General features: G+C 59.1%; 12 protein-coding genes and 1 pseudogene. 8 read left to right on the top strand and 5 right to left on the bottom strand.

What is annotated here, in order from left to right:
- Positions 1–76: 76 nt before the first annotated feature.
- Both trpS and M2368_RS02765 read left to right on the top strand, forming a co-directional pair.
- Positions 77–1,117: pseudogene (trpS, locus tag M2368_RS02770) on the top strand (tryptophan--tRNA ligase).
- A 1,382-nt stretch (positions 1,118–2,499) separates the two neighbouring features.
- Entirely contained in the window at positions 2,500–2,661 is a 162-nt protein-coding gene (locus M2368_RS02765; RefSeq protein ID WP_402696056.1) for a hypothetical protein, read from the top strand.
- Positions 2,662–2,817: 156 nt separating this feature from the next.
- On the opposite strand, the gene M2368_RS02760 is transcribed toward M2368_RS02765, so the two are convergent.
- Positions 2,818–3,339 carry a hypothetical protein gene (locus M2368_RS02760; RefSeq protein WP_402696054.1) on the bottom strand — a complete coding sequence of 174 codons (522 nt, stop codon included), beginning with the start codon at positions 3,337–3,339 and terminating at the stop codon, positions 2,818–2,820.
- 237 nt (positions 3,340–3,576) lie between these two features.
- On the opposite strand from M2368_RS02760, the gene M2368_RS02755 reads away from it, so the two are divergent.
- On the top strand, positions 3,577–4,074 hold the full coding sequence (locus tag M2368_RS02755) for a GNAT family N-acetyltransferase (RefSeq protein WP_448940143.1): 498 nt from the start codon (positions 3,577–3,579) through the stop codon (positions 4,072–4,074).
- Between the two features lie 173 nt (positions 4,075–4,247).
- On the opposite strand, the gene M2368_RS02750 is transcribed toward M2368_RS02755, so the two are convergent.
- Together M2368_RS02750 and M2368_RS02745 are read right to left on the bottom strand one after the other, a co-directional pair.
- Positions 4,248–4,682: a GNAT family N-acetyltransferase gene (locus tag M2368_RS02750; RefSeq protein WP_402696050.1), complete on the bottom strand. Its 435-nt coding sequence runs from the start codon at positions 4,680–4,682 to the stop codon at positions 4,248–4,250.
- A gap of 193 nt (positions 4,683–4,875) precedes the next feature.
- A complete protein-coding gene (locus tag M2368_RS02745; protein ID WP_402696048.1) occupies positions 4,876–5,274 on the bottom strand; it encodes a hypothetical protein in 399 nt (132 codons plus the stop codon).
- Between the two features lie 259 nt (positions 5,275–5,533).
- Here M2368_RS02745 and M2368_RS02740 point away from each other — a divergent pair, with 259 nt between their 5' ends.
- Positions 5,534–5,830, top strand: coding sequence for a hypothetical protein (locus M2368_RS02740; protein ID WP_402696046.1), 297 nt, complete (start codon positions 5,534–5,536; stop codon positions 5,828–5,830).
- A gap of 651 nt (positions 5,831–6,481) precedes the next feature.
- On the opposite strand, the gene M2368_RS02735 is transcribed toward M2368_RS02740, so the two are convergent.
- Positions 6,482–6,859 (bottom strand): GntR family transcriptional regulator, encoded by a 378-nt coding sequence (locus tag M2368_RS02735; protein WP_402696044.1) that lies wholly within the window; start codon positions 6,857–6,859, stop codon positions 6,482–6,484.
- Positions 6,860–6,941: 82 nt separating this feature from the next.
- Here M2368_RS02735 and M2368_RS02730 point away from each other — a divergent pair, with 82 nt between their 5' ends.
- Both M2368_RS02730 and M2368_RS02725 read left to right on the top strand, forming a co-directional pair.
- Positions 6,942–7,595, top strand: a complete 654-nt coding sequence (locus tag M2368_RS02730; RefSeq protein WP_105656679.1) for an MBL fold metallo-hydrolase — start codon at positions 6,942–6,944, stop codon at positions 7,593–7,595.
- Between the two features lie 112 nt (positions 7,596–7,707).
- Entirely contained in the window at positions 7,708–8,349 is a 642-nt protein-coding gene (locus M2368_RS02725) for a phosphatase PAP2 family protein (protein WP_219844113.1), read from the top strand.
- A 47-nt stretch (positions 8,350–8,396) separates the two neighbouring features.
- Here M2368_RS02725 and M2368_RS02720 read toward each other — a convergent pair whose 3' ends face one another.
- Positions 8,397–9,188 carry a methyltransferase domain-containing protein gene (locus tag M2368_RS02720; RefSeq protein ID WP_498723984.1) on the bottom strand — a complete coding sequence of 264 codons (792 nt, stop codon included), beginning with the start codon at positions 9,186–9,188 and terminating at the stop codon, positions 8,397–8,399.
- A gap of 77 nt (positions 9,189–9,265) precedes the next feature.
- Here M2368_RS02720 and M2368_RS02715 point away from each other — a divergent pair, with 77 nt between their 5' ends.
- Together M2368_RS02715 and M2368_RS02710 are read left to right on the top strand one after the other, a co-directional pair.
- Positions 9,266–11,800, top strand: a complete 2,535-nt coding sequence (locus M2368_RS02715) for a DEAD/DEAH box helicase (RefSeq protein WP_402696038.1) — start codon at positions 9,266–9,268, stop codon at positions 11,798–11,800.
- Positions 11,800–12,267: an NUDIX domain-containing protein gene (locus tag M2368_RS02710; protein ID WP_332486769.1), complete on the top strand. Its 468-nt coding sequence runs from the start codon at positions 11,800–11,802 to the stop codon at positions 12,265–12,267. Before M2368_RS02715 ends, M2368_RS02710 begins: the two co-directional genes overlap by 1 nt.
- Positions 12,268–12,283 lie beyond the last annotated feature (16 nt).

Genomic DNA, 12,283 nt, shown 5'->3' with positions numbered 1-12,283 from the left:
ACAACAGCCCGCGAAGACTTTCTCTCCGCTATCCGCAGTGTTGTGCAGCCTCCCACGCTCAGATAGAGGAATCACCATGAATTCATTTGCAACAACACGACTGCGCTCCACCGAATTAACTCAATCCATCGCCGATGCACCCCAGAACTACCGGGTCCTCACGGGGGAACGACCAACCGGACCACTACATTTAGGGCACTTCTTCGGCAGTATTGTGGAGCGTTTGAGACTCTAACGGTCCGGGGTCGAATCCTTCGTGATCCTGGCCGACTACCAGGTGATCACGGACCGCGATCTAATGCCCCGCGTGCGTGAGTTCGTGCACGGGGCCGTCTTGGACTACCTCGCTGCGGGCATGGACCCGGAGCAGACCACGATTTTCACCCACTCGTCGGTGCCAGCTCTTAACCAATTGATGCTGCCGTTTCTCAGCCTCGTCACCGAGGCTGAACTGCATCGCAACCCCACGGTGAAGGCGGAACTGGCAGCCTCGGGACGCGCCCTCAGTGGGCTGTTGCTCACCTACCCGGTGCATTAGGCAGCGGACATCCTTTTCTGCAAGGGGAACCTAGTCCCCGTGGGAAAGGACAACCTGCCGCATATCGAGATGACCCGGCTGATTGCCCGTCGTTTCAACGAACGTTACGACACGGTTTTCCCGGAACCTGAGGCGCTGATTACCTCAACCCCAGAGGTGTTGGGCCTTGACGGGCGCAAGATGTCCAAGAGCTACGGGAACGCCATTGCGTTGGGCATGTCACCGGATGAGACGGCCCAGGTCATCCGGCGCACCACCACCGATGCGGAACGCAGGATCACCTTCGACCCCCAGTCGCGCCCCGGGGTCTCTGCGCTCCTTTCCACTGCTGCACTGTGCCTGGGCGAGGCCCCAGAGGAGATTGCGGAAAGGATCGGGGATTCAGGAAGTGGTGCGCTGAAGCAGCTAACAACTGAGGCCGTCAACGACTTCCTTGCAGGCTACCGGGAGCGCCGGTCAGAATTAGCCAAGGACCCCGGATACATCAGCGAGATCCGTAAACGGGGCAACGAACGAGCCAACCTTGAGGCAAACCAAACCCTTGATGAAGTGCGTATAGCCATGGGCACAAACTACTAGCACCCATCAGGCACGCGTAGCTGTTTAGCTCGCCACTGCTGGGGTGGTTCATTTCTAGTTCGCGGCGCAGAAGTGAGCCACCCTGGCAACAGGGGTCGTGTCAGTGCGTGGCGGCGAACCATCCCGGTGAGGGTTCCCCTTGCGGGCGCACTGTCTCGTTGTAGAAGGCAACGAACACCCAATGCAGTCACACCGGTGAACGACCGGCTTGCGGGACGGCCAGAGATGCACGCGGGATGCCACCCCGTCGAGCGTGTGAGACCCAGCGACATCTCGGCTCCTAGCCTCGTAGGTTTTGTTGCCCTGCGCCATGGCAATGCGAGTCGTTATCCAGGCGTTCCTTGTTGCGAGTGGAACTTTTTATCCTCACACGTAGGCCAGCCTGAACGACTCCACAGGATCGAGCCAAAAGATTTTCCCTGGACCCAGGGAAGAAATAAGATGCTCGAACTCAGTCACCCACCATATGTCCCCACTGGAAAAATTGTCCGATAATTCAGACACTTCTCTTCCTTGAGGGTCTATCAAACGGAGCTCAAAGGAACCCGGTAACTGCGTCTTTTCGTCGGAATAGAAGTAAATGAGAACTCGCGTTTGCGCCCAAGTGTCGGATAGAGCAATCCCATAGAATTCTCGTCTCCCAGCTTCGAGACTTTGCGTTGTTGGGCCCCACCCTTGGTCTGGAATACCCGCGTCTCGAACTTGTTTGACTATTCGAAGATGCTTCCGGAGTGTCCTTGACTTATACATAACGGCCACTTTACGTGGGACAGTATTCCCGTAAATGGTTAGACATGTTTCCCGGATATGGAAGAGAAATCATCAAGGTCCCTTGAATCCGACACATAGTGAATGTCGAGCACACGTTGGTTGTACCGACATTTTGGTTGCACTTTCACGAGCACACGTGTCGTTACTAGCCACACGGGCATTTCAACTGAATACTAATCTGAACATAAAAGCCTAATATTCAGGTCAGCCGAAAGAAGGATCACCTTGCTAACCGCAGCCGTCATCACCTTGCTCCTGGCCTTGTTATTTCTCGGAATATTCGAATGGGAACGTCGAGACCGCAAACGAACCGGTTCACAGGAAAGCAAGTTCTTTAGAAACTGGGTTCTCTTCGCCTTCTGGGTTTGCTCCTTCTTCTTTGCCGTTTTTGCACTAGGAACCATACAACAATGGATCAAATAAAGCCGTGGCTTGCACTTCGTGGGTGGCAACGAAAACGTGGCACTATCAAGGACCCCTTAACAGCTCTCCACCTGTCCCGTTGAGCGTTCGGTGACTAGAACGCATGCTTGATTTGACCTGATTGTTCCTCTCCGCAGTGCTGAGCGTCCTCGATAGACACCGGTGAAAAGATCTGGAAGAGTCGCGGCATGGAAAACACCTGGCTGCTCGTTGTTCTAGTTCTCGTTAATCTCTTCGCGAGCATAAGCATCATTGGCGCGTTGAATCGGATCAGGAATGCGAGCGAAAAAGCCCTTGTGCTCCTTGAAGAACAACACGCGCGGCAAGGTGCAGGGAAAACATCCCAGTAACGATCCCTGTTACGGGAGCTCCTCTAACAGACCGGCAAACGGGACCGGCAATTCCCAAGCCAGACACCCCACTTACAGGACGCCTCCATACGCCGCATGCGCAACAGGTTGTCTGCTTCCCAGGAGATGCGCCCTTCAAGGACTGTCTGCGATTGCCTATCCGGAGATTGCGTCGGCCTCTGCAACGGCGGATAGGGCCGTATCGGCCACGCTCAACATCACGCTGCTGTCCCGACGATTAAAGAGGTGCGTAGTGATCGTCCAACCGTTGGCATTCCAAATGCAGGGAGGCGTCTCTTCGCCGTCCCACGGGTGCTCTGGTTTTCCGAAGAGTTCGGTGAGCTGGATCCGTAGTTCATGGAATCCGCTTTGAGCACCTGGATCACCGGATTCTTGAGTGCTGTAAAGGTGGAGGGTTAAGCCTAGAAACTGGCCGTTGTACGTGTCCCATGAACCGAGGGGTTGCCCACCGAGGTCGACATCCAGCTCGGTTATCTGGTGGGGCGATTCATCATTCACCAACTCGGACCGGTCCCCAGATGTGAATCCAAGGCGTGCAAAGAGATTTTCGCGTTCTTCGTCGCATCCTGGCCGAGGCTCGTCGACCAATTTTCTGACGAGTTCCACAACAGTGCCAGGAGCGGGAATCAGTTCCAATGAAGGGTCAGTCTGAGACATATTGTGAGCTTACCTCGCAGGTATCGAAACATCACCGTTAGAGGTTTCCCATGCGGACGTTCCGCTAGTGAACAGGCCGACGGTAGGGTTCCTTTGATAGGCAACCATGCCTTCTCAACCCGTCAAATATTGGACAAACTCCGGTCGATCAATGATTTATCGGTGGTAGATTCGAATCATGATCCATTCATAAGGTTTCCCCTCAACTAGTTCAGAAAACCAACGAATGGATTTGTCATGCCCTCTGATGTTCTACAAGCTGACCTTCAGCACTCACATTTCAATCCCACTGATTTTTCAAACGCAGGTATCTGCAATGCGGAATCATCATCCTTAACAGCGCTAGCTGATGCGTATTTTGCAGCATACCCACCTGGCATTGCGGCGGGAACTCTTGCAGAAGCGCAAGCAGAAATGGGAGGAACATTTGCCCACGAGTTTGGGCAGCTCGTCGAGAATGCTTGTTTTGTCGCGTTGCACCAAGATACGCCGATTGGGGCGATTTTTGTTGTCGAAGTATCGATCTGGGATGAAGACTTAGCCGGCCCGTTCATCATCGACCTTTTCGTTGATCCCCAGCACCAGGGGCATGGACTGGGCCGTATCTTGATTACCGCTGCCATGGCTGCATGTAAGAAGAATGGTGCTAACACTTTAAGTCTGCGGATTGGCGAGGGAACGTCTGGTTCTGCGCTGGCTCTATATAAACGGCTTGGGTTCCGCGAATTGCCCTAAGAGAATAGCGGCGGTGTCATGCCTTGCGAAAGCGAGGCCTGGCACCGTCAACGTGCCTCACCCATATTGATTTTCTCACTCTCCCCTAAGCGTTCCTCTTGCGGGCGCTCGTTTAAAGGACAGCCATATGGGACGGTGTGGATGTGCCCCGGATAGCTTTGTGGTCAATGTGCCTATGTGCTCACGAGGTGCAGAATTGGGAACGCTCGGCCCTCACCGTCGGTTTCGGACCGACCTATCTGCGTGAATCCCTTTGCGGCGTAGAAGTTTCGTCCCGATGGATTCTGTTCATTGACGTCGACTCGTACGGATTCACGGCCGGTGACGACCGAATTAAGCAGGGCGCTCCCAATCCCACGACCCTGTGCGAAAGCATCAACAAACAGCATCTCAACAATGTCGTTCTCGATCGCGATGAACCCCATCGGTTGCCCAACTTCTTCGGCTACGCGCAAATCGGACATCTGAGGCAAATATTTTGCTACGTCCGGTTCAATGGAGTCGATATCCGCTGGCGTCAAGAACTCGTGTGTAGCCTCGACTGAGCGGCGCCAAATCGCAAGTAGAGAAGGATAGTCGGTATCAACGGCTGTGCGGATAGAAACCATGGCCTCATTCTAGTACGCGACGGAATCCCGGATCAGTTCAAGTGCCAGCAACGCGTCGCCCGCAAGGTAATCCTGAGCATACTCGGATGGAAATGAGCACCTGGCACAGAGTTTCACGTTTGGACGGCACAGACCGGAGGACAATAGGCAGTACTGCTGACCACCCCGGATAATGTTCCCAGTCGCCAATGCGTTAACTGAACTGCTTGAGTTTCCACTCCGGTCCGTGATTGCTCGGTATGCAGATAAAAGCGCGTCGAAAGACGGAGCTTTTATGAGCTAATAGCGGTTTCGTGCTCAGGACAAAAGTCGCAACGTCATCGATCGTTTCTTCCGTAAATTCCATGACTTCGTCCAAGCCTGCGGGAATCGTTCGAAATCCTATATACCGCCCATCGTAGACGAGTTCCGGTGCTTCACCGCCCAGTACCAGTGTGAAGACACTAAGCCTGGGACCTTGAAGATCTATGTGAATATGGTGCTTACAAACGTAGACTTGAGAGCTAATTTCCTTCGGCAAATTTATTATGACCTTCCCAACCTGATCCTTCAGCTGGGCGAGGTAGTCCAGCACCTTTTGGTCATCTTTCATGAGCCAAAAACTAGCATCATTCGTTTGTGATCCGTTCATGCATCTAAGCCATCCACAATCAGTCCGCGCTCGTGCCCCGCAGCGAGTTCCCCTGGCCGTACCCACCTAGACCAGTTCGAAATATCAAACCGGACGACCACTGCCCGGCCAATACTGATGATCCGAAGCTCATGAATCCTACTTATCTTCTGGCCACTCTCGCCTTTCGAGTGCCGAAACATCCAGACTCCGTCGTAACAGCAATCGATGGAGGAAACGCATGCCAACGCAAAGAGTCCTGCCACTCGCGGATACGGCACCGATCAACAAGTTCTCCGTTGCAGCCCTGACCCTCGTGACCTTTGCCGTGTTGAGCCTGTGGTTCCTTGGCAATTCAGGTCTGGCCATCTTGGCAGTGGGCGCAGGCCACGTCGCGCTAAGCCAGATCGCCCTGCGCGGCGGACGCGGCCGCTGGCTGGCAATCGTTGCGCTCGTGGTTGGATACGCCATTGCCGCCTTGGCGCTCTTCTCGATGTTAACTGCCATCCCGGCAGTGATTCAGCAATACACCGCATAACGCCATCATTTCACGAGCCAGGTTTCCTGATCCTGTGCTGAGGCCTGCCCACCGGTGTCGCCTCATTTCCATGAAGTGGACTACCCCAACGTGTTCCACGGCATTGGGCATGCTTCGCATCGAGCAGATGATCCAGAACATTCTCGCCCACGCGCATGGCATTCCTTTCAATTCAGCATTCCTGGGTTCTAGAGCTCCCACTCGCTTGGGCGACTTAGGGGGTCTGGACCGAGAAGCGGAGCGCACATACTCACAATGCCGAGCGATGCCAGAAGGCGTCCGCGTAGGCGCGGACCGTGCAGGCAGGATCGGCCCGGCGCAGCGCGTTGGCCTAGTTTCCCAGGCTCCAGTCGGCAATCTCCGCAGCTATCGCCAACGGCCACTTTTTGCGGGCCAGCTCCAGCAGGTCCCCGCCGAACGGCCCACAGGTTTGGATTGCGGCGGGTTCGCGGATAGTCCCCGCTCGATGGTGGGTCCGTGCTAGTCAGGTATCGTCTGTTGGAGTTAGGTGCCCCCCAGGTTCCGAGTCCTGCTCCCTTGCCAGCTAATCGCCGTAGGGTTGGTGCCGGAATGAATGCCCCTATCCCGTCTCGCGTTCATCAGGCTCCACCTGCCGCTGGATCCCGGAATCAGTTCCAGAGCCGCCCGGAGCTACCTTGGCAAGGAGCTGAACGCCGCGCGAAGGTACTTTACCGCGGTTGATTCGTCGACCGACCAAAGTTGGGCGATGCGGGCCAGGTCGGCGGCCGCGTCGCTGACTTCCTGCTCAGCACGATTCTCCGCAGCTTGGACCACGGTTCCATGACGGCCGCGGGTGACAACGGCACCCTGCAGCTCAAGTTCCTTGTAGACCTTGGCGACGGTATTCACCGCAAGGTTGAGGGTACTGGAGAATGCGCGAACCGACGGCAACTTGGTGCCCGGAGCAAGTTTGCCCTCGGCGATCGCAGCGAGGATCTGCTCGCGGATCTGCTGATACGGTGCCACGCCCGAGTTCGGTTCGATCTTGATGAATTCCAGTTCGGTCATCCTGCGCTCCATCCTTTGGACTTCGATTGGTATTTACCCGAGCCTATCGCGTTAGCCGGGATCTGCACCGTAGTCTGGTTGCATGAACGAACTATTACTGAACGATGTGACCGTCCGTTGGGTATCTGTATCCGACATGGCAAACAACGTGTACCTGGTGACTAATCGGAAGACCGGCGAACAGCTGCTGGTGGATGCGGCGGATGACATGCCGGCCATCGAGCGGCTCATCCAGGCGGCCAGTGAAGACGCGAGCGATCCGCGCCTTATCGGCATCGCCACGACGCATCAGCACTGGGACCACGTGCGCGCGTTGGCCGAAGCCGTGGAGAAGTACCCGGTGCCAACCTACGCCGGTGCAGACGATGTCGCCGGCATCGCTGAAGAATGCGGGGTCAAGATCGAGCATGCGCTGAACCACGGCGACCAGCTGAAGCTGGGCGATGTGATCATCGAGGCGATCCACCTGCGAGGGCATACACCGGGTTCGCTCGGCTATGCGCTGGTTGATTCCTCCGGCCAGCCGGTAGTGCTCAGCGGCGACAGCTTGTTCCCCGGAGGCGTGGGCAACACATGGAAGGACCCACAGCGGTTCCTCTCTTTGCTCACCGACGTCACCGAACGCATCTTCGACCGCTTCCCGGACGAAACCAAGGTTCTGCCGGGGCACGGAGATTCGACGACACTGGGGACAGAACGCCCGAATTTGGAGCAGTGGCGCGAACGCGGGTGGTAGCCCTTTGACTGCATTGCCAGCGGCATCCGTGCCGCTGGCAGCAGCGTTTAATGGTGCGGGACCTCTTCCAGCTGATGCTTGCAGCCGGAACAGATCCGTATAATCACCACTTGTGAATTCACGGTCCTCCGCACCAATTTCCGTCTTCCCTTCGCGGACAGCCATCATCGTCGCGGTTCTCGCCGTGCTGGCGATGGCCTCCTATCCGTTGCGTGATGCCTTGTACCTGGGGATTTCAGGAACTGTTGCCCAGTCGGCGCTGCTCTCCGCAGCGGCTGTGTTCTTTTCCGAGATCTTGCTCTTGATGCTGATGGCCGGGGCCTGCACGCTCGCCGTCCTGTGCTGGTTCCGTAATCGAGTTGCGTTTTGGCGCCTGGTTTCAGGCGCGATTGGTGCGGTAGCGGCCTATGGCCTGAGCGAGCTGGCCAAGATCCTGGTCGCCGAGGAACGCCCCTGCCGCGCCCTGGATGCTCTCACCGCAGTGGCATGCCCGGAAGCAGGCGACTGGTCCTGGCCCTCCAACCATTCGGTCGTCGCCGCCGGCGTCGCCGCAGCCTGCACGCTGGCCCTTCCGAAGCTGGCCAAGTACGCGATACCGGCCGTCTTGCTCATTGCCCTGTCCCGCGTGGGCGTAGGCGCCCACTTCGTCCACGATGTCTTCTCCGGGGTGGCGTTGGGCATCCTGGTTGTCCTGGTCTGCGTCCGCGTGCTGCCCGGCATCGTGCAAAGGTGCCTGGCGGGAAGCAATCGCTGAGCCAGCTCACCCTCGAAGCGCTCTGACGATGCCGAGCCTGGAGCAAATCAGCCGAGCTTGTGCCCGATCATGAAAATCCTGCGGAACGGGAAGTTCGTCAGGACGGTACCGTCCTGCGAAGCAAATGACGGGTAGTGCGTGGAGACTTCGGCCCGGTAGTCGTTTTCGAACTCCCGATAGTCTTCGTCGCTGAGCGTGTGGCGAATGGGCAGCAGCGCCGTCCCGCGAACCCAGTTCAGGATCGGGTCCTCCCCCGCGAGCAGCTGATGGTAGGTGGTTTCCCAGACATTAGCCTGGAACCCCGCGTCCAGGAAGATCCGCTGGTATTCGCCGGGCTCGCCCACCACGTCGTCATGGCGCAGCACCCCTGCCAGCTGGCCGGACCACTTCGGGCTGTCGGCAACTGCGCGCATCACCGCATGCGACGGAGAGCCGAAATTGCCCGGGACCTGGATGGCCACGTTCGCTCCGGGCTTCAGGTGCTCCAGCCAACCGGCCAGCAACTCGCGGTGCCCCGGAAGCCATTGCAGCATCGCGTTGGAGAACAGCAGGTCCGTGTCGGAGTCAGGGGTCCACGCCGTGGCATCGGCCAGCGCGAAGCCCAGGTTTTCCTCGTGCTCGCTCTGCGTGGCCCTGGCGATCATCTCCGGTGAGGAATCAAGTCCGGTGACCTGCGATTGCGGCCAGCGCTGGGCCAGCAGCCGGGTCATATTTCCCGGCCCGCACCCCAGATCGATGACCTTCGACGCGTCAACCGAGACCAGCTGCCCCAGCAAATCCAGGTACGAGCGGCCCCGGTAATCGGAGAATTCGGTGTATTTCGTCGGATCCCATTTCATATTCCCGAGCCTAAACGAGAGGCGCACGCAACAACTAGCCCCCAGTCACAGTTCTCAACCGATAGGCTAGGAACATCATGTTGCTCACCGATTATCTGCCAGCAGACGCCAAGAACGTATCCGACGACGAAATCTACGAGGCTTTCGGCCAATGGGTCGCAACCCGTGGCATCAACCTCTACCCCGCACAGGACGAAGCGTCGATGGCGCTGGCCGGCGGCAACAACGTCATCCTGGCCACGCCCACCGGCTCGGGCAAGTCCATGGTTGCCATCGCAGCCCACTTCTACGCCATGGCCCGCGACCAGATCAGCTTCTACACCGCGCCGATCAAGGCGCTGGTCTCCGAGAAGTTCTTCGACCTGTGCAAGATCTTCGGCGCAGAGAACGTCGGCATGGTCACCGGCGATTCCTCGGTGAACGCCGACGCCCCGATCATCTGCTGCACCGCTGAGATCCTGGCGAACATCGCCCTGCGCGAAGGCTCCAAGGCGGACGTGGGCTGCGTGATCATGGACGAGTTCCACTTCTACGCCGATCCGCAGCGCGGCTGGGCCTGGCAGGTGCCGCTGATCGAACTGCCGCAGGCGCAGTTCCTGCTGATGAGCGCCACCCTGGGCGATGTCACCCGCTTCGAGCAGGAACTCGAAGAGCGCACCGGCACCCCGACGGTGACCGTCGCGCACACCGAGCGCCCAATCCCGCTGCACTTCTACTACTCCATGGAGCCGGTGCAGGAGGCCGTGGAGGAACTGATCAAGACCAAGCAGGTGCCGATCTACATCGTGCACTTCTCGCAGCTCGATGCCATCGACCGCGCCACCGGGCTGATGAGCGTGAATGTGGCCACGCGCGAGGAGAAGGAAAAGATCTCCGAGATGATCGGCGGATTCCGCTTTGCCGCCGGGTTCGGCAAGACGCTGAACCGCCTGGTGCGCCACGGCATCGGCATCCACCACGCCGGCATGCTGCCCAAGTACCGCCGCCTGGTCGAGCAGCTGGCACAGGCCGGCCTGCTCAAGGTCATCTGCGGCACCGACACCCTGGGGGTGGGAATCAACGTGCCGATCCGCACCGTGGTGATCACCGCGCTGTCCAAGTTCGACGGCACCCGTACGCGCATCGTGAACGCCCGCGAATTCCACCAGATTGCCGGGCGCGCGGGCCGCGCAGGTTTCGATACCGCAGGCACCGTGCTGGTGCAGGCTCCGGAGCATGCGATCGAGAACCACAAGGCCATGGAAAAGGCGCTGAAGAAGCACGGCGAGGGCTCGTCCAAGCTCAAGCAGATCCCGAAGAAGAAGCCGCCGCAGAACTTCGTGACCTGGGGCGAGAAGACCTTCGAGAAGATCGTCGAGGCCGCCCCCGAGACGCTGAAGTCCTCATTCCAGGTCTCGCACTCGATGCTGCTGAACCTGCTGGAGCGCGAGGACAATTCGTTCGAGGCCGCCCAGCGCCTGCTCAGCGAAAACCACGAGACCCCGGCGTCCCAGCGCAAGCTGAAGCTGCGCGCCCTGGGAATCCTGCGCGAACTGATCGCCACCGAGGTGGTCGTGCGCCGCAATGAGCCAGACGAATACGGCAACTACTATGAGCTGACCGTGCACCTGCAGCAGAACTTCGCGCTGAACCAGCCGCTCTCGCCCTTCGCGCTGGCCGCCCTGGACCTGCTGGATCCGGATTCGGCCAGCTATGCGCTGGATGTCGTTTCGGTGATCGAGGCGACCTTGGAAAAGCCGCGCCAGGTGCTCTCCGGCCAGGAGAAGAAGGCCCGCGGCGAGGCCATCGCCGCGATGAAGGCCGAAGGCATGGACTACAACGACCGCATGAACGCACTGGATGAAATCACCTATGCGATGCCGCTGGCCGAGAAGCTGGAGAGCGCCTTCGAGCAGTACCGCTCCGGCGCGCCGTGGCTCTCGGACTTCGAACTGGCGCCGAAGTCGATCGTGCGCGACATGTACGAACGCGCCATGGGCTTCTCCGATTTCGTCCAGTACTACCAGCTGGCCCGCTCCGAGGGCGTGCTGCTGCGCTACCTCACCGATGCCTACAAGGCCCTGCGACAGACCGTTCCCCAGGACGCGCTGCGCGAGGACCTCGAAGACCTGATCGAATGGCTCGGCGAGATGATCCGCCAGATCGACTCCTCGCTGCTGGACGAATGGGAAGAGCTCTCCCGCGGCGAGCTGAGCGAGGCAACCGAAACCGCACCGCCTCCGGCACCGGAAAAGCTGACCAGCAATGTGCGCGCCTTCCGCGTAATGGTCCGCAACGAGATGTTCCGCCGCGTGAAGCTGTTCGCCGATGAGCAGGACAAGGCCCTGGGCGAGCTCGACGGGCATAGCGGCTTCGACGCGGACACCTGGGCCGATGCCATGGACGGCTACTTCGACGAGCACGAGGACATCGACGACGGTCCCGCCGGACGCGGCTCGAAGCTGTTCATCATCAAGGACATGCCCCAGCGCACCTGGGAGGTGCGCCAGATCTTCGCCGACCCATCCGAGCACCACGACTGGGGCATCACCGCCACCATCTCGCTGGATGACTCGGACGAGGCCGGCGAACCTGTGGTCAAGGTGACTTCGGTGGGCCGCCTGGACTCCTGATGCCCGCCATCAGCTACGCCATCTTGCGGCGCGCCGACGAAGTCCTGCTTCAACTGAGGTCGGGAACCGGCTACATGGACGGGTTCTGGAGCACGGCGGCCGCCGGGCACGTTGAGCCCGGCGAGGCTGCCGTTGCCGCCGCCGTTCGCGAAGCCCGTGAGGAACTGGGCATCCGGATCGCGGCAGACCAGCTCCAGCCGCTGTGCACGGTGCACCGCTACCTGCAAGCGGGCAGCGGCGCCCAATCCCCTGTGGATTTCTTCTTCCTGGCGCGCCAGTGGGACGGTACTCCGCGCCTCATGGAACCGGAGAAAGCCTGCGAGCTTCGCTGGTTCCCGCTCGATGCCCTGCCGCAGAACCTCGTTGCGCAGGAACAGCTGGTACTTTCCCGGCTGGATTCCGGCTTGCCGCCAATTATCTGCATGGGATCCGGCACGGCGCTGGACCAGCCCCGGCATCTGGGCTAGTCGCGCACTCGATGCC

Source organism: Arthrobacter sp. JUb119, from assembly GCF_024807995.1.
Taxonomy (GTDB): domain Bacteria; phylum Actinomycetota; class Actinomycetes; order Actinomycetales; family Micrococcaceae; genus Glutamicibacter.
This window is presented reverse-complemented; position numbering and strand designations above follow the sequence as displayed.